The organism is Armatimonadota bacterium (assembly GCA_017303935.1).
Classification (GTDB): domain Bacteria; phylum Armatimonadota; class Fimbriimonadia; order Fimbriimonadales; family Fimbriimonadaceae; genus JAFLBD01.
In genome coordinates this window covers 16,846-34,360 of sequence record JAFLBD010000003.1, presented here as the reverse complement: position 1 = coordinate 34,360, position 17,515 = coordinate 16,846, and the positions used below count along the sequence as shown (strand labels likewise).

Here is a 17,515-nt window from a genome sequence, read left to right as displayed (position 1 = left end):
CAGAGTACCTTTGACCCTGCGGCTTGACAACTGCGCTAGGTCTGAGTTAATCTTGATGTCCGCGTATCGATAAGTTTCATTTTGCCTGCCCGCACAAACCGCCACCACAAATCACCGTGGGCAAGCATTGACTCATTCGGCCAACTGTGGCCAAGGACTCTTCTCGCGCTGACGTCGCCAACGTTTGCGCCCAGACCTTTCCAAATTTTTACTCATCATGAATGCTATTGAACCGGCGAGTCCGGACCCCTTAATACGTCTTCAGACCGATTTGCTGGAAAACGGCAATTACGGTCATCAACTGCTCGAAGTCACCAAGGATGAACTGAAGATCATTGATCGATCGGGTGTTCCGGTCGAGACAATCCCGATTGCAGACATCTTTCATGCGAGAAATGAACCCGTCGTTGGTGGTGGAAGGCTTGAGATCACCACCAAGACCGGCGAAAAGCTCGCGGTCGCGAGGTACACGCACACCCTTGCCGCCAGGTTCAGCGAAGCTGCTCGGGGGATCGAGCAACTCGCTAAGGGTGACGAGTTTTCAATCAACCTCAAGCCGGTCAAGACCCATTGCGATAAGTGCCAACGGCTCTTGCCGGAGGTCGATGGGCTTTGTCCCGTCTGTATCAATCGTAGTCAGACGCTGCTTCGAATCGCGCGGTACATGGTGCCGTATCGGTTCCGAGCAGTTGCGCTGGCGTTGCTTGCGCTGACCACGACCTTGCTCAGCTTGGTGCCACCGATGCTCCAAGGCAAGATCGTTGACGAAGTCCTAAACCCTGCCAAGAATTACGACCTGCTGATTCAATGCATGATCGGCTGGCTGTGCATCGTCATCTGTTCTTCGACGGTCAACGTGATTCGAGATCGGCAAGTGGCGTATCTCGCAGCTCACGTCGCTGCGGACTTGCGAAGCAGCGTCTATCGTGCGGTTGAGTTCTTGCAGCTCAACTACTTCGATAAGAAGCAAGTTGGGGCCATCAGTGCGCGCGTGACTACGGACACCGACCGCGTTTGGAACTTCCTGATCGAAGGCATCCCGTACTTCATGATGAACGGCCTAATGCTGATCGGTGTGAGCGCGTTTTTGTTCTACACCAATTGGTTCTTGGCGCTCTGTATCCTTGCTCCGATTCCGATCATTGTTGGCATCGGTGTGAAGTTCTGGAAGCCGATGGTGCAGATGTTCTATCGCACCGGTCAGAAGTGGGCAAGGTTCCACATTCACCTCAACGAATCGCTAAACGGAATTCGAGTCGTCAAGGCGTTTGCGAAGGAAGATCACGAGTTTGCGAAGTTCCAGCAACGCAATACAGAGTTGAGGCAGAGCGGCCTCGATGCCGATTCGCGCTGGTACACGATCTTCGGCGCGATGATGTTCTTCACCTCGATGGGGAACCTGATTCTCTGGCTCGTAGGCGGTTCGATGGTGTTTCGGCGCGAGCTGACTCTGGGAGAATTCTTGCGAATCCAGGCTTATCTCGCGCTGGTGTACGGTCCCCTCCAATGGTTTGCGGCAATCAATAACTGGTTTAGCCGAGCGATGGCGGGCGCAGATCGAATCTTCGAAATCATCGACATGGAGAAGGAGAAATACGCTTCGAAGGCTGACTACAAGCCGACGATCAAGGGAGAAGTGACCTTCAACAACGTTCGGTTTGGATACGACAAGTCGAACCCTGTCCTTAAGGACATCTGCTTCACCGCCAAACCGGGTGAGATGATCGGATTGGTGGGTAAGAGTGGTGCCGGCAAGAGCACGACGATCAACCTCATTGCGCGGTTTTATGAGCCGGACTCAGGTTCGATTGCGATCGATGGCGTGGATTATCGCGACATCGACCTGCAGTGTCTTCGCGAGCAAATTGGGATTGTTCTTCAGGAACCATTCCTCTTTAATGGGACGATTGCGGAGAACATCGCTTACGGTAAGGCGGATGCGAGCATTGAGGAGATCATTGCTGCTTCAAGGGCGGCCAACGCACACAACTTCATCATGCAGAAGCCGGACGGCTATGACACGATGGTGGGCGAGCGCGGCTCGAAGCTGAGTGGTGGCGAGCGTCAGCGGGTGAGTATTGCCCGTGCGATTCTTCATGATCCTCGGATTCTGATTCTGGATGAAGCGACTTCGAGCGTTGATGTCGAAACAGAGAAGCAGATTCAAGAAGCGATTCAACATCTCGTCAATGGCCGAACGACATTTGCGATTGCGCACCGACTGTCGACCTTGCGAAATGCAGACCGCTTGATTGTGCTGGATCGAGGAAAAATCGTCGAGATTGGCACCCATGAAGAGCTGATGGAAAAGAAAGGCGAATTCTATAACCTTGTGCAGACCCAAAGCAAGGTTCAAGAAATCGTCGGCTACGCATATGCGGAGGAGGCATAAACAACGTGAGCAAAACTATTGATCCAAAGTCCGTGAAGCTATTTCACGCGCCGCGTGACCAGTTCCGGATGACTGTTGATCAGGAATATAGTGTGGTGATGGTAGAGCCCAAATGGGCTGCGCCATTGAGCCATCCAGGCAAGAACCTCGGATTATTGAACGCAAAGGGCGAAGAGCTTATTATGTTCCAGAGTCTGGAGGACGTTGAAGGAGATTCGAGGCTCGCACTCGAAGCGGAGCTTAGCCGACGGTATCTCACTTCGACGATCCACAAGATTCTGCATGCGAAAGTTGAGTACGGATCCACCTATTGGACGGTGATCACCGAACGCGGAGAACGAGACTTCGTCGCTCAGAGCCTCCAGGAGAACGCCCAATGGATGGGACCAAGTCATCTCTTGTTGGTCGATATCGATGGAAATCGATTCGAAATTCCTGATGTGAATGCCCTCGATCTGAAGAGTCGGGAGTACATCGAGACGATTGTTTAAAGAGTTGCCAGTGACGTGTGTTGAACTCACCCAGGTTCGAAATCGTCACTGGTAATTTTACGAGAGTTTCAATATTTGTGGGTTGCCCTTTGTTTTGGCGCAAAGTCTGCACTAAAATACAGACAGACCTTACAGACCTCTTTGATTTGGGGGTAAGTACGTCTTAAAATTAGAGGAGTGGATTCTTATGACTAAGAGAACTATGTACAGCGCGCTCGGCGTGCTTTTGGTTGGCGTTTCGGCTGTGGCCAACGCTCAATCGACCTTCAACTTTGCAGGTCCAGTCAACACCATCGACACGGTTGGTGACGTTGACAACTACATCGCTTCTGGAGTTTCGCCAGTGGCTACCGGATATATTCTTGGCGGCACCGTAACTTACAACACCTGTGACATGACTTCGGTGATGTCTGGCACTTATCAGTCGGAAGCTCGAATGCGAATTCGAAACTCGGCTGCACCAACGTTGTACATTGATGCACAGCCACACACCGTTGCTGCTGTTTACACAACTGTATCTCTTGCAGCACCGGTAACTCGAAATGCATACGCAAGCACATTGGGCAATGCTGCCATCGCAGCGGCGACCACTTGGAGCGTCGAATTCTACGAAGGCGTTAATGACGGAACTGCTGGTTTGCCAGAGAGTGAAATCACTAACTTGAACTTCACATTGAACGCAGTCCCACCTGCAGTCGAAACATTGACTATCGCGGGTTCGCAGAACGTTGCCGGTATCGTTGGTGATGCAGGTAACTCCAGCGGTACTTTGAGCACAGTTGCAACGAGCTATGTGATGGGTAACACGATCCAAGTGATTGGCGGTACTTTGAGCTCCGCTGGTGGAACCGCAGTGTTGCAGTCGGATGTCCGCGTTCGATTGAAGAACAGTGCGTACCCAACTTACAACGCTGACGTTCAGCTCTCGACTTCGGGTACTAACTGGACTGCTCCTGTTACGCTTGCATTTGCAACTCGAACTGCATACGGTATGGCTCCACAGCAAGTCACCTTGCCAACTGCAATCCCTGCCGTTCTTGGTAGCCTCGGATCGACCTTCAATGGTTTGACGATTCCTGCCGGTTCGCAATGGAGCTACGAAGTCTATACTTCGAACGATCGACTTGCAGCCGCTAACGACGCTGTCATCAGCGACATCGTTCTCGGTACGACTACTGGCACAGCTTACGCTGGTGCAACTGCTCCAACTGCAACTGACCTCGGCGATATCAACGCGACAACTGCTCCAGAAGCAACTCCGTTGACTGTTTCGATGGGCGCATTTGCAGCAAGCGAAGCTAAGTGGTACAAGTTCTCGATTCCTTCGGCTGCAACTTCTGCTGGTAGCTACATCGATATCTGGGCTGACTATGCTGATGGCGACACCACATACGAAGACCTCGAATTCGTACTCTTCCGAAATGATGGCTACATCATGATCGCAGACGACGACAGCGGACCTGGCTTCTTCCCATTCATCTCGATTGGTGACACCGCCAACCCACGAGCAGCAGTACCTTTCGCTGGTACCGACTCTGCTAGCCACATCCGACGAGGATGGCACCGTGCTGGCTTGCCTGCAGGTACTTACTACCTCGCAGTCGGTTCGTACAACATCACAGCTTCTGACGGATTTAACTTCGTTGGTAGCACCACTGTTCGAAACGATGCAAAGTTGAAGTTCAGCTCGAACATCGTTGGCGGCTACAGCGTTGCTGGTAACTTGGAACTCCAAGACACCCTCAACGGTCTCGGCAACGAAACCATCGCATGGACTGCAACTAACGGCGTTGATAACGCAAGCGGTTCGGTAACTGTCGACGGCGACATGGGTGGAGCATACAGCATCAACCTTCCAAGCTCGATGACTGGTTCGGTTACTCTGAAGTTCAAGGGCGGCACGTTCTTGGCCAAGACTATCTCCTTCACCGGTGGTAGCAACTTGACCGGACAAGATGCAAGCTGCATGAACGGCGACATCGATCAAGATGGCGAAGTTGGATCGACAGACTTCGACGCAGTGGTTGCCGCATTCGGTAACACTGGTCCAGAAGACTGCGACAACGACGGTGAAGTAGGCGCAAGCGACTTCGACATCGTAGTTGGCAACTTCGGCGAAGGCGACAACTAAGAACTAACTTAGTCAAGCAGAATTCTAGCCCGGCTCAATTCGAGCCGGGCTAGGTTCGTTTTATAGCGGTCCGAGGTACCCTTAAGCATATGATTGAACTCTCGGGGCAACCACTGACGCTTGCCGAAATAGAGTCTGTTGCGGTTGATCTTGAGCCGGTTTCGCTGAGCCCAAAGGCGCGGGAAGCGATGCATCGATCACGTAGGGTCGTCGACGATATCATCGCACAAGGGAAGGTCGCCTACGGGGTCAATACCGGATTCGGACGACTCTCTGACGTTGCCATCCCCCACGAAAAGCTGGGAGAGCTCCAGCTCAATCTGGTGCGAAGTCACGCTTGTGGTTTCGGCGAGCCAATGTCGGTTGCACAATCCCGAGCTCTGACGTTGCTTCGCGCGAATGTTCTCGCTAAGGGATTCTCTGGCGCGAGGCCGGAGTGCGCTGACATCTTGATCGAGATGCTCAATAGGCAGGTCACAGCCTATGTACCACTTCGAGGTTCGGTTGGAGCATCGGGTGACCTCGCCCCCCTGGCGCATCTTGCGTTGGTTGCGATCGGAGAGGGCAGCGCAAAAGTCGGCTCCGGCGCGTGGGTAGGCGGGAATGATGCGCTCTCGCAAGTTGGTCTCGCTCCACTTCAACTTGAAGCGAAGGAAGGACTTTCTCTGCTCAATGGGACGCAAGCGATTGGCGCAGTTGGCAACTTGGCCCTAAGCAAAGCACATAGAGTGTTTGGAGCAATGCTGGTGTCGACCGCGACAAGCATCGAAGCTCTAATGGGCACACCAGTCGCGTTCGATGAGCGCGTGCATACCATTCGTCAGCATCAAGGTCAGGTTCAAATTGCAGAAATTCTTAGGGACCTTCTGGCGGATTCCCAAATTCGAGAGTCGCACAAAGAAAACGACCCCCGGGTGCAAGACGCCTACTCTCTCCGGTGCACCCCTCAAGTCTATGGGCCGGTCCTAACGGCACTTCGTTCTACCGAAGAAGTGCTAAGCAACGAGTCAGGAGCAGCGACCGATAATCCGTTGGTTTTTGCCGATGAAGCCGAATTGATCTCTGGCGGGAATTTCCACGGTGCGCCACTGGCGCTCGCGCTAGACCAGCTTGCCATCGCTATCGTTATGGCGATGAGCATCACAGAACGACGGATGGATCGATTGGTGAATGCCGACGCCAGCGACGGACTTCCACCATTTTTGGCACCCAATGCTGGCCTCGAATCCGGTTACATGATCGCACACGTCGCCGCTGTGGCCGCGCTCAACGAAGCCAGAGTTCTGGCACACCCGGCTTGCATCGACAACAGCCCGACCAGCGCTGGCAAAGAGGATCACGTGAGCATGGGTATGACGAGCGCAATCAAGTTCGATAAGATCGTCGAATTGTTCGCTCAAGTGGTGGCCTGTGAACTCGTGATGGCGTGTCAAGGGCTCGAATTCCGCAAGCCGCTGCTGCCCGCAAAACAAGTTCAAACCGCCTACAACCGAGTCCGCCACATCGTGCCGCCGACAGAAACCGATCGCGCATTTGGGCACGATATCGAAATGGTTCGACAAGCCTTGTTGAATGGAGACCTTTACTTTAACGACCTGATCGCTGAATTTGGCGTATAAACTTACGAGAATCGCATGAATACCTTCACCCCAATCCGAGCTCCCAGAGGCTCGAAGTTAAACTGCAAAGGTTGGCAACAAGAAGCGGCCTTGCGCATGCTGATGAACAATCTTGACCCAGAGGTGGCCGAGCGCCCTCAAGACCTTGTGGTCTATGGCGGAACTGGCAAAGCTGCGCGCAACTGGGAATCTTTCGAACGTATCGTCAAGGCGCTCAAAGAGCTTGAAGACGACGAAACCCTTCTGATCCAATCTGGAAAACCGGTTGCCGTTTTCAAAACCCATAAGTACTCGCCTCGGGTGTTGCTCGCAAACTCAAACCTAGTTGGGAAGTGGTCGAATTGGGATGTCTTTAGGGACCTCGAAAAGAAGGGACTGATGATGTACGGCCAAATGACCGCCGGATCATGGATCTACATCGGCTCGCAAGGCATCGTCCAAGGCACCTTCGAGACGTTTATGGCCTGTGCCGAACGGCATTTTGGCGGCTCGCTTGAGGGCAAGCTCGCGGTTTCGGGCGGAATGGGAGGCATGGGCGGCGCACAACCACTTGCCGCTTGCCTTGCTGGCGCATCGTTCATCGGAATCGATGTGGACGAATCTCGAATTCTGAAACGCCTCGAAACTCGGTATTGCGACAAGATTGCGTATTCGCTCGACGAAGCCTTGGAAATGGTGAAAGATCGCCAGCCGATCAGTGTGGGTTTGGTCGGTAATTGCGCCGAAATCCTGCCGGAGATGGTCAAGCGAGGGATTGTCCCTGACGTCCTCACGGACCAGACCAGCGCACACGACCCGCTCAATGGTTATGTGCCTGCAGGCATGAGCCTTGCCGAGGCCGAACGCCTGCGCCAATCGGACCCTGAAACTTATGTGAAGAAGTCCGTTGAGTCGATGGGCATCCACGTTCAGGCGATGCTCGATCTGCAGAAAATGGGAAGCATCGCGTTTGACTATGGCAACAATATTCGTGCGAACGCTGTCGATGCCGGGGTCTCCAACGCTTTCGATATTCCGGGATTCGTGCCGGAGTACATCCGCCCGCTCTTCTGTGAAGGGAAGGGTCCGTTCCGATGGGTGGCTCTGAGCGGCGATCCGGCAGACATAGCCAGAACCGATGCCCTCGCGCTGGAGATGTTCCCGGATAACCAAAGGCTCCACCGGTGGCTGAACTTCGCCAAAGATCGGATTCAGTTCCAGGGGTTGCCCGCTCGAATTTGCTGGTTAGGCTATGGCGAAAGAGCGAAGTTTGGCCTCGCACTCAACAAATTGGTACGCGATGGCGAGGTGTCTGCGCCGATCGTCATTGGCCGCGACCACCTTGACTGCGGTTCCGTCGCCTCACCAAACCGAGAAACTGAGGCGATGCGCGATGGTTCGGACTGTGTGGCGGACTGGCCTTTGCTAAACGCGATGGTGAACGTTGCCGCAGGCGCGTCATGGGTCTCACTGCACAATGGCGGTGGAGTGGGCATCGGATACTCGCAGCATTCAGGGATGGTTGTCGTTGCCGATGGCACGCCTGAAATGGACGACCGACTACAAAGGGTGCTCACCACCGATCCTGGCATGGGTGTCGCACGCCACTTCGATGCTGGTTATCAAGAAGCGGCTGACTTCGCGGCTGGCTCCGATATCCAGATTCCATAAGCAGAGAAGCTATGGCAAAGTTGTTTGATGATCCGCACTGGCCCAGAGCGTCGACGCTTTTGCGCTCAGATAAGGATTCGAATGAGTTCGATGTGGGCGTCGTCGGAATACCGTGCAATGCCTCTATTACTCCTGGGAATTGCCACCTGTCACCGGCAGCTATTCGAGAGTCTCTCGCGCTGTTTAGCCCATACGATCTTGCCCATGAGCAAGACCTTTCAGAACTATCAATCCAGGATTTTGGTGACCTTGAGGTCAAAGATCGTACCCTTGACGAAGTTAGAGAGGAACTCACCAAATGGTTAAACAGCCTTGCCAAGCCGAATGCTGCCTTGGTGCTCCTTGGTGGCGATAACAGCATCACGAGGCCAGGAGTTCATGCGCTCGGCGAACCTCTTGAGGGCATCGGATTACTCACTTTTGATGCTCACTTCGACTTGCGGGATCTTGGGCATGGTTACCATAACGGGAATCCTGTGCGCGCGCTCTTAGAAGACGGACTTCCAGGTCAGAACATCTTGCAAGTCGGAATCCAGAGCTTTGCAAATTCTAAGGATTACGCGAAAATTGCACGGCAAGAAGGGATGAAGATGATCCTTGCGGACCAGATTCATGAACAGCCTTTCGCGCAGACGATCGACGAGATTGATCGGTTTTTTGGGCCAGACATCCACACCATTTATGTCGATTTTGATATTGATGTTCTCGATCGTGGATGGTGTCCAGGAGCACCTGGAGCGCGGCCCGGAGGGATTCTGCCTTGGCAAGCAAAGAAGTTCGCATTTGAAGTAGGTCGCAACCCACGTGTTCGAGCACTTGATCTCGTCGAACTCGATCCTAGCTTGGATCAAAATCGGGTCACTCAGCTCGCTGCCGCATCGATATTGCTTAGTTTCTTATCAGGTGTCAGTTGCCGGTGATGCCCTCCCGTTATTCCGTGGTGAATTGTCGCCAGTTGGTGACCCTTTCTGGGGCGAAGGGGCCGCGAACTGGTGGCGCACTTAGCGAAGTTCATACGATCAGCAACGGGGCATTTGTCGTCGAAGATGGCCAGATCGTTTGGGTGGGGAAGTCTGAAGATGTCCCACAGTGCGTAGACTCTATTGATGCTGGTGGGCGACTTGTCACGCCTGGATTGGTCGATTGCCACACACATTGTGTCTTCGGCGGAGACCGAATCGATGAGTTTGGGTGGCGATGCGAAGGGAAGAGCTATCAGGAAATTGCAGCATCTGGCGGTGGGATCAAGTCCACCATTCGTTGCACTAGAGAACTTAGCGAATCCGAACTGACTGAAGTTGCTAGAAAGAATATTCAGCGATTGATCAACCACGGCACGACAACCATCGAAATCAAGTCTGGCTATGGACAATGCGCCGATTCCGAGGCGCGGAGTCTACGAGCAGCCAGAGCTGCTGCTGCCCAATTTGGTAGCGAGAACTTCAAATTCACCTTGCTAGGCGCCCATGCTTGCCCGGAAGAGTGGTCCAGTCCCGAGCAGTATGTTAACCATTTGGTGAGTGTGATTTTGCCGGAGTGCGCGCCACTTGCAGACTATGCAGATGCGTTCGTCGAAGAGAAGTACTTCTCGAAGCGAGAGTTGATGCCATACCTTGAAGCGGCCAAGGACGCTGGACTAATGCTTAGGTTGCATGTCGATCAACTCACCGATGGAGATGGTGCCGGGTTTGCTGCGGAAGTCGGCGCGGTTTCAGCGGATCATTTGGAGCAAACGAATCTTGCTGGAATTCAAGCCATGAAGCAAGCAGGAGTCTTCCCGGTCTTGCTTCCAGGATCAGTGCTCGGACTTGGATTGGAAAAGTACCCTGACGCAAGGGCGATGGTTGCGCACGAACTTCCGATCTGCTTGGCGACGGACTTCAACCCGGGAAGTTCACCCGTGACAAGTATGGCGTTTGTGATGGCACTTTCTTGTCGCCGGATGGGGATTTCACCTGCACAAGCCCTCGTCGCTTCCACAATCAACCCTGCCGTGTCCCTCGATCTCGCTGATCGCAAGGGAAGTATCGAAGTCGGAAAGGACGCAGATTTTGTGATCTGGGATGCCACTCGGTATGAAGAACTCGCGTACACTATGCCGGGGCCTGATGTGGTCGCCACCTTTATCCAAGGCAATTTGGTGTCAACGATGCCATTCTTGGCGTAAGAAGAACAGGTCTGCATGACGCAAAACATGGAAACGAAAACCCATTGCCCCAAGCGTCGTGCACGGCACAATGCCCTTCGGAAAAAGGTCGCAAGACTTCGAATTAGCCGCTACCTATCGCCTAAGTATCACGTTCGCAAACTCGTCGAGGACCTTAAAAGCGCTAAGGCCGGGTTGAAGATGTGGCAGTTGGACCGGGCGAGCGATGAAGCCAGCCTGCGCCATGCGATCCGGGGCAAGTTCTTTGCAACATACGTAGTCGGAGCGTTGTTCGCGAGCATCGGGCCATATATTGGCTATGCGGTGCAGGTGTCCAGCGGCAACGTGATTCTGGGAATTTACACCGGTGTTGGGCTTGCCAACATCCTCGGTTTGGTGGCCTTCCAAGCCGTTTGGTATGTCACAAACAAGTCTTTCTACGCCAAGCGATACCACGGCTTTGTCAAGATGTGGAACGGGATGCTCCACGACCTATTGCCTATGCAGTGGAAGTCGATCCAGATCGCAGTCGTGATGAATATCTTGCTATTCCCGATTGCGAAGGGTGTGGAATGGATGGGCCACATGTGGTTTCCACAAGTGCTCCGCTATGTACCGGTTAGCTTGATTGTGAGTATTACCGAGGCGCTCTTGATCCAGTCCACCAGTTTGAGGTTGATGGGCGATCTCTTTGAAAAGCACTCCAGGTTGTTGGCTAAGCGTTACGCTCCCAGTTTGGACCGAGTTCAATCAGCTTTTCAATGATGTCGTTCGCTGCGGCCGGTTTTCCGAAAGACTTTGCCTTTGCGTGCATGTCGGCGAGCTTGGCCGGATCGGCTAGCAGCTGGCGCACAGTCTGAACAAGTTCAAGTGGCGTGCTCGCTTCGACGCCAGCCCCTTCTTGAACCAAGAACTCTGCATTTCCTTCTTCTTGCCCGGGAATCAAAAATGGATGGTACACCAGCATCGGGCAACCCACGGCGAGGCACTCACTAGTGGTCAACCCACCTGGTTTAGTGATTAAGAACTCGCTGGCTTGCATTCGAATCGCCATCTCTTCTTGCGTGATGTGACCCCGCACCTTCGCCACAATTTTGCTCGTGTAGGGAAGCTTGTGCAGCATTTTGGCGATATCTTTTCGCCGAGCTTCGTTTCGGCCACAGATCACTTCCAGGTGCACGGGCATGTCGAGCGAGAGCAACGAACGTAGTGCGGTGCCGAATGGCCCGCCGCCAATACCGCCGCTGGTGATCGTGATCATCGGTACGCCAGGCTGACGTTGTGTGGAGGCGACAATTTCTTCTTCAGTGAACTGCTTCGAAAACACTGGATGGATCGGAATCCCTGTGACGGTGGTGATTCCCCTGCTCTCTGACTTGCGTTCGTTGAGAATCTGCATTGACCATTCGCTGGGGACGAAGTAGTAGTCCGGCTCGCCACGCAACCACATCAGGTGTGGATAGAGGTCGGTGACGACGATCGCCATCTTAAAGCCAAACTCTTCCCGCAGTTGAGCCAGCCGGGGCTGCGGTAACGAGTGAGTGCAAATCACCCAATCCGGTTGAAATTCCGCAAACAGCTTCTTCAGCCTCGCCAAAAAGCCGTAGTCCATTTTGGTCTGGACTTTGTACGGCATATTGGGTTCATCACTAACCTTGTACAGCATGCCCCAGCTCTGCGGAGATCGGCGAACCACCATCTCGTATCCTCCGCCGTACCAGAGCTGGAACGCACGCGGTGTGTATTTCAGCGCGTCTACGGTCATCACTTCGATGCCCTTGGATTTGCAAACCGCGTCGAGAGCTTTTGCCGCACTGATGTGCCCGTTGCCTGTACTGGCCGAAAGAATGAGTACCTTCATGATTTTGGTGTTCGTTGCGCCCGCTTCATGAGAATCTTAAAGACTCGCAATCGATGCTGTCGCTGTAATAGGATGCTGAAAATGTTGAGGTAGGCCATGCCCGCGAAATAGAGCAGGCCAAACCAGAAATGGGTGTACACGAAGACGATGAGGTACGGCAGGTGCTGGAGAATTCCGATCAGGTGGACGGTTTCGCTCGTCCGTGTTTTCTTCTCGAAAGCATCCAGTGCCAGGATTGAGCCGCCCGTCAGTCGATGCGGTTCATGCTTCTTGGTCTCCTCGTCCGCGACAACCCCGCCAAGATTGGTCAACCAAAAGACGAAGTGCCGGAACCAATTTACGCCGAGTGCGGCAAAAAGCTTGTCAGATTCGAATGGCTTGGGTTGGAAGTAAAAGTGTCGAAGCTCTTTCTCGGTTCTTGGATAGGCAACTTCAACTTCAAGTTCTGGTGCAGTCAGCGCTTCCGGATGTTCGAGCCACTCGAGGATTAATAGCCGCTTGTACCTCTCGATTAACACGACGATGAAGTGTGTGCTGCCAATTGCGATCGACCACCAAGCCAAAAATTGATATCCAGTGACAAAGCAGATGATCGCCATCCCCAAATAAATGAGGTTGCACATCATGTTATTGATCTCGGCATACAGCCCACCAAAGAGCTTTGTCCGAAGGCTCGCTTCGTTCGCTTCTAGGTTTGGGGCGTAGGGCTCGACGGGTGCCTCACCAAATGCTCTGGCTAAAACGCGGTCCACTGCCGGGATCCCGATGGCGCGATAGAACGCGCCCGAGCGCTCAAACCCTCTAAATGTGAGATACCACTTAATAAAAGCAACCAGCATGATTGACGATCTAGAGTAACTCGCGACCCGCAGAAGTTAGAGACGTTGAGGCTCGTTGGAGCGACTCAGAAGCGGGACACCATTTGAGCATTTCGAGTCGGCCGTCCTGGTGTTCGACCATTGCCGTGCAGTGATCCATCCAGTCGCCGGTGTTGATGTACATGATTCCGGCTTCGTCGTTGATTTCGAACGCAGGTCGGTGGATATGTCCGCAAACCACTCCGTCAAACCCGCCATTCTTTGCATCGACACAGATTCGATCCTCAAAGTTGGTGAAGTATCGAATGAAGGACTTCACGCGCTTTTTTGCGTTCGAACTAAAGTCACTGGGCTTCTTGCCGAGCTTGGTGCGGATTTTGTTGGTGACTATGTTGACGTTCGACATCCCCTCGTGGAGCCATGCGCCCATGACCGCCAGAGGCTTCAACGTGGTGACACTTCGATCCAGATAATCTCCGTGGATGATCAGGAGCTTTTTATCCTGCAATGTCGTGTGCGTGAACTGGTGGTCGATGAAGATGTTTCCAAAATCGAGGCCGTTCATTCGTCGAAATTCAGCGTCGTGGTTCCCAGGGGTCAGATAAACCTTCGTTCCGTACTTGGCTTTCCCCAAAATCGACCGGACAACGTTTGAGTGGGATTGCTGCCATTTCCCTTTGCGCCGGCTCACCCACATGTCGATGATGTCGCCCACGAGATAGAGATATTCGCAGTCGCACTGCTGCATGAACTTCTGGATCGCTTCGGATTTGCAAGAAACCGATCCCAGATGAATATCTGAGACAAATACGGCTCGGTATCGGGCTTTTCCTTCTGACATTAGCGATGACGCGGAACTGCAATCAGGGTACCTAAATCCCCGCAAGTACACCGGAGTAAACGGTGATTCGCCTGATCGGGATACAATTTGCTTGGGACTTCCAACAATGGCGTTCGGTCGTACATTTATTCTCAAAGCATCTGCGCTCAAGCCGGTCGAAAAGCTGGTTCGCAAGTCATTTCTATTCCGACCCGTTGTGCGGCGGTTTATCGCAGGTGATACGCTCGCCGAGGCCATGCAGGTTGCAGAAGGGCTCGCCGCACGTGGTTTGGGCGTCTCGCTGGACTATCTGGGCGAGAACACCAAAACCCGGGAAGAGGCCGTTCATGCCTGCGAGATGTATCGCGAGATCATCTCTGCGATCGCCGGAAGCAAGCACCGTGACAGGATCAATATCTCGATCAAGTTGACGCAATGCGGTCTGGACATTGATCCCACATGGGCTGAGGAGAATTACCGCGAGGTGCTAAAGCTCGGCGAGAAGTCGGATACCTTTGTCCGTGTGGACATGGAAGCGAGCGAGTACACCGAGCGCACGATCGCAATGGTCTCTCGAGTGTTCGCGGATCATAAAAACACCGGCACCGTTCTACAGAGCTATCTGAAGCGCTCAATCGACGACACGAAGTTCATGATTGACGAGGGAATTCGCATCCGCGTTGTCAAAGGTGCCTACTTAGAGCCAGAATCGGTTGCATTCCCAGAAAAATCCACCGTTGACGCAAAGTATGTTGAGATGGCCAAGATGCTCCTTGAGAAAGGAAATTATCCCGCTATCGCGACTCACGACGAATCCATTATCAATGCCGTGAAGGAATTTGCAAGCGCCAACAACATTGGAAAGGAGCGGTTTGAATTCCAGATGCTGTACGGCATCCGGCGAGATCTTCAAGACGGGCTATTGGCCGAAGGGTACAACGTCCGCGTCTACGTGCCGTACGGCGACATGTGGTACCCCTACTTCTCGCGCAGGTTGGCTGAACGACCGGCGAATATGTGGTTCATCGCGAAGGCGATGTTCAAGAAGTAATCAATCGATTTCGAGCGATTTGAACCGTCTCTCGGTGATCGAGAACTCCTCGCTCAGAATCTTGTACGCTTGGTGAATGCTCCGCTGGATTCGTCTCGCGCGAATGAATTCTTGAGTTCCAGAACCAAACTGAGCAGGATCGCTCAATTCGCACAGTTTCTTGTAGGCAGTTTGCACATCGTCGAATGTGGCGGATTCGCTTACATCAAGCACTCGTCGGGCGTGAGCAGCGTCACGAACCACGTTTTGCGGCAGCAAGGTGTCTTCCTCCCTGCCTCGAACTTGCGCGGGAATATCTAGCTCCTGGATTGCATCCTCTCGCTCGACCGCAGTTATTCGCTCCCATTCTTTCGAAATGTAGCCCTGCGCAATATTGAATGCTCGCTTGAATTCGCCGCTCATCTAAAACCTTATGTGTGTGCCAAATTGTACCGTTGGCCGGCCTTTGTCCCATCGGGAGCTAAATGTGATCGAGGACTTTTCGTTGATCGGGCTTTCGATCTCAAATCGAAAGTGATTGGTCTGCGCGCCAAAAGCTCGAGCAAATCCGACCCTTAGCAAGCTGCCCTTAAACTCCATTCCATTGGTGAACTCCAAATCCACGACATCTTCGTCGTGGTCATTTGAGGTTTGACCACGCCGCAATCCGGCATACTCGGCAGAAATGTGCCATGGGCCAGCGCTCGCTGATGCGTCTGCTCCTAAAATCAGCTGGTAGCCTCGACCGATCCCTGTGCCATCTTCTGGCAGCCGAATTGGGCAGAGCGACGAACTGCCGGCTCCAAAATGATTCCCTGAGGCGAAGCTCACTCCCAGCTTTCCTCCTAGCCGGCCGATGACACCCCTGGCACGTCGTTCGCCGTTGTCGATTGCCGCGATCTCGATCGGCAAATTGTCAAGGAGAAGGTTTGTCGTCACCGCGCCACCCATTCCATATTCTCGGATCAATCGACGCTTGCCAAATGTTACGTCCACCCAGCCAACCCTCCAGAAGTAGGGAAGTTCTAACGTGGCAAACTCGAGTTGGTTTTCCGTTGATTGACCACGGATTCGCTGGAATCTCTCGCAGATTCGGATCAGAAATCCTGCTTCGGTTTCGAGTTGCAAAGTAACGGTGCTGTGCCGACCGAGGGTGTCGTACAAGAGCGCTCGGCTTGTCCCTCCGCCCAGCACAGCTTGCCACCGAATATCCGTGACGATGCTGACATCTGGCGCCTGGGCAAGTCCCATCGCCGCGCAGCCAAGAGTTGCAATCGAAAGTAACGATTTCATGATCGCAAGAAATTAACCAATTGGTCAAAGGTAAGCGATTGTTGAGAACTATCGGATAGGGTTCGAAGAGTGATTGTGCTAGCCGCAATCTCGTCTGCGCCAAGAATCGCCGCGTACTTCGCTCCTGATTTGTCAGCTTGCTTCATTTGGCCCTTCAAACTCTTGCTAGCCAAATCAACCTCGGTTCTAATGCCCTCTGATCGGAGTTTTCGTGCGAGGGCACGCGCGTTCGGTTGAAACTCGCTACTTGCGGCGACGACATAGACATCGAGACCCTTGATCTCGGGAACCTTGGCGTTTGATTCGAGGATATGAATCAGCCGTTCGATTCCCATGCCGAATCCGACTGCAGGAGTCGGCGGCCCGCCCAACAGACCAATCAGGCCATCGTATCTGCCCCCGCCGCACATGGCTGTTTGGGCTCCAAGGTCCGAAGACTCGATCTCAAAAACTGTATCCGAGTAGTAATCCAATCCGCGCACGATCGTCGGCTTGAGTTCAAAAGGAATGCCCGCTTCGGTCAAACCTGCTTGCACCATCTCAAAATGCGCCTTTGAATCGTCTTCCAGCGAATCCAGAATGCTCGGCACGTTTTGGAATACTTCGACTGCTTTCGGGTCTTTGCTGTCCAACAACCGGAGAGGATTCTTTAGCGCACGCTGCTGGGATTCATCGTCGAGGTCTGCAAGATAGGACGCGCCGTGGCTGAGGACGACTTCACGGTATCGCTCTCGAGTTTCCGCACGTCCGATCGAATTCAGTTGGACCTTGAGGTGTGTCAACCCAAGATCGCGCAAGAACATGATCGCAAGTTCGATTACTTCAACATCGGCGTCGGGCAGTGCGCTGCCAATACACTCAATGCCGAATTGGTGGTGCTGCCGATAGCGCAAGAACTGTGGGCGTTCATGCCGGAAAACCGGGGTGCAATACCACAGCTTGGTCACGGCACCTGTTTCACCAAGGTGGTGCTCAAGGTAGCTTCTGACAACTGGTGCGGTGCCTTCTGCCTTCAGCGCAATGTCGCGCCCACCTTTATCGGTGAACTGGAACATCTGCTTCGTGACGACTTCACTGGTATCGCCGCTCGTTCGCTTAAAAAGCTCGGTGTCTTCAAACACCGGAGTTCGAATCTCGTTGTAGCCATAGCGCGCAGCGACCTCAGAAAATCGAGACTCAACATGCCTCCATAGCCCTGATTGAGTAGGGAGGACGTCATGAGTACCGCGCTGAGCCTTGAATTTCATCGGAATGAATATTATGG

The 17,515-nt window shown here is 53.3% G+C and carries 15 protein-coding genes; 9 read left to right on the top strand and 6 right to left on the bottom strand.

Annotation, left to right across the window (positions count from 1 at the left end; all coding sequences use genetic code 11):
• Positions 1 to 217 precede the first annotated feature (217 nt).
• The 8 genes from J0L72_09285 to J0L72_09250 all read left to right on the top strand — a co-directional run bounded on the left by J0L72_09285 (position 218) and on the right by J0L72_09250 (position 11,194).
• Positions 218 to 2,392 carry an ATP-binding cassette domain-containing protein gene (locus tag J0L72_09285; protein MBN8690964.1) on the top strand — a complete coding sequence of 725 codons (2,175 nt, stop codon included), beginning with the start codon at positions 218 to 220 and terminating at the stop codon, positions 2,390 to 2,392.
• A gap of 5 nt (positions 2,393 to 2,397) precedes the next feature.
• On the top strand, positions 2,398 to 2,883 hold the full coding sequence (locus J0L72_09280; GenBank protein MBN8690963.1) for a DUF1854 domain-containing protein: 486 nt from the start codon (positions 2,398 to 2,400) through the stop codon (positions 2,881 to 2,883).
• Positions 2,884 to 3,070: 187 nt separating this feature from the next.
• Positions 3,071 to 5,014: a hypothetical protein gene (locus tag J0L72_09275; protein MBN8690962.1), complete on the top strand. Its 1,944-nt coding sequence runs from the start codon at positions 3,071 to 3,073 to the stop codon at positions 5,012 to 5,014.
• A gap of 89 nt (positions 5,015 to 5,103) precedes the next feature.
• A complete protein-coding gene (gene hutH / locus J0L72_09270) occupies positions 5,104 to 6,633 on the top strand; it encodes a histidine ammonia-lyase (GenBank protein ID MBN8690961.1) in 1,530 nt (509 codons plus the stop codon).
• Positions 6,634 to 6,648: 15 nt separating this feature from the next.
• Entirely contained in the window at positions 6,649 to 8,283 is a 1,635-nt protein-coding gene (gene hutU, locus J0L72_09265; GenBank protein MBN8690960.1) for a urocanate hydratase, read from the top strand.
• An 11-nt stretch (positions 8,284 to 8,294) separates the two neighbouring features.
• Positions 8,295 to 9,203, top strand: coding sequence for an agmatinase family protein (locus tag J0L72_09260; GenBank protein ID MBN8690959.1), 909 nt, complete (start codon positions 8,295 to 8,297; stop codon positions 9,201 to 9,203).
• Positions 9,204 to 9,223: 20 nt separating this feature from the next.
• Positions 9,224 to 10,450 carry an imidazolonepropionase gene (locus J0L72_09255; GenBank protein ID MBN8690958.1) on the top strand — a complete coding sequence of 409 codons (1,227 nt, stop codon included), beginning with the start codon at positions 9,224 to 9,226 and terminating at the stop codon, positions 10,448 to 10,450.
• A gap of 27 nt (positions 10,451 to 10,477) precedes the next feature.
• Entirely contained in the window at positions 10,478 to 11,194 is a 717-nt protein-coding gene (locus J0L72_09250) for a hypothetical protein (protein MBN8690957.1), read from the top strand.
• On the opposite strand, the gene J0L72_09245 is transcribed toward J0L72_09250, so the two are convergent.
• Genes J0L72_09245 through J0L72_09235 form a run of 3 tightly spaced genes read right to left on the bottom strand, consistent with a single transcriptional unit; the run spans position 11,145 to position 13,949 of the window.
• On the bottom strand, positions 11,145 to 12,290 hold the full coding sequence (locus tag J0L72_09245) for a hypothetical protein (protein MBN8690956.1): 1,146 nt from the start codon (positions 12,288 to 12,290) through the stop codon (positions 11,145 to 11,147). The two genes, J0L72_09250 and J0L72_09245, sit on opposite strands and share 50 nt — an antisense overlap.
• Positions 12,287 to 13,129: a hypothetical protein gene (locus J0L72_09240; protein MBN8690955.1), complete on the bottom strand. Its 843-nt coding sequence runs from the start codon at positions 13,127 to 13,129 to the stop codon at positions 12,287 to 12,289. The genes J0L72_09245 and J0L72_09240 overlap by 4 nt, the downstream gene beginning before the upstream one ends.
• A 10-nt stretch (positions 13,130 to 13,139) precedes the next feature.
• Positions 13,140 to 13,949 (bottom strand): UDP-2,3-diacylglucosamine diphosphatase, encoded by an 810-nt coding sequence (locus tag J0L72_09235; GenBank protein MBN8690954.1) that lies wholly within the window; start codon positions 13,947 to 13,949, stop codon positions 13,140 to 13,142.
• A gap of 106 nt (positions 13,950 to 14,055) precedes the next feature.
• On the opposite strand from J0L72_09235, the gene J0L72_09230 reads away from it, so the two are divergent.
• Positions 14,056 to 14,979 carry a proline dehydrogenase family protein gene (locus J0L72_09230; GenBank protein MBN8690953.1) on the top strand — a complete coding sequence of 308 codons (924 nt, stop codon included), beginning with the start codon at positions 14,056 to 14,058 and terminating at the stop codon, positions 14,977 to 14,979.
• Here J0L72_09230 and J0L72_09225 read toward each other — a convergent pair whose 3' ends face one another.
• Genes J0L72_09225 through J0L72_09215 form a run of 3 tightly spaced genes read right to left on the bottom strand, consistent with a single transcriptional unit; the run spans position 14,980 to position 17,498 of the window.
• Positions 14,980 to 15,381, bottom strand: coding sequence for a J domain-containing protein (locus J0L72_09225; GenBank protein MBN8690952.1), 402 nt, complete (start codon positions 15,379 to 15,381; stop codon positions 14,980 to 14,982).
• Positions 15,382 to 16,251 (bottom strand): hypothetical protein, encoded by an 870-nt coding sequence (locus J0L72_09220; GenBank protein ID MBN8690951.1) that lies wholly within the window; start codon positions 16,249 to 16,251, stop codon positions 15,382 to 15,384.
• On the bottom strand, positions 16,248 to 17,498 hold the full coding sequence (locus tag J0L72_09215; GenBank protein ID MBN8690950.1) for a histidine--tRNA ligase: 1,251 nt from the start codon (positions 17,496 to 17,498) through the stop codon (positions 16,248 to 16,250). The genes J0L72_09220 and J0L72_09215 overlap by 4 nt, the downstream gene beginning before the upstream one ends.
• Positions 17,499 to 17,515: the final 17 nt, after the last annotated feature.